Raw genomic sequence first — 326 nt, 5'->3', positions numbered from 1 at the left:
AGCCACTCTAATTGATATTGACTCTCTGCTATCGCTTGTATCGTATCAAGTCGTTTATGAAAACGCGCATTATCCATGACTATCACGGCACCGTGTGGGAGTTTTGGCAATAAATCCTGCGTCACCCACGCATGAAAGACATCGGCATTAATGTTGCCAGTAAATAAGCTTAAGGTGATGAACGTATTTTCGAGAATTGCCCCAATGACGTTAATACGGCCTTTCGCATTCCAATCCTGTGTACCAAAACAACGCCGCCCTTTTTCTGAATACCCGTATATCCGTGGCATTGACTGCGCGAAACCACTTTCATCCAAATACACAAT

The 326-nt window shown here is 43.9% G+C and carries 1 protein-coding gene; it reads right to left on the bottom strand.

What is annotated here, in order from left to right; all coding sequences use genetic code 11:
- Positions 1-326, bottom strand: a 326-nt coding sequence (locus AAC854_RS23390) for a transposase (protein WP_340619170.1), incomplete at both ends; no start/stop codon positions are given.

It is taken from the genome of Xenorhabdus entomophaga (assembly GCF_037996725.1).
Classification (GTDB): domain Bacteria; phylum Pseudomonadota; class Gammaproteobacteria; order Enterobacterales; family Enterobacteriaceae; genus Xenorhabdus; species Xenorhabdus khoisanae.
The sequence above is the reverse complement of the archived record's forward strand: the minus strand, read 5'-3'. Positions and strand labels throughout refer to the sequence as shown.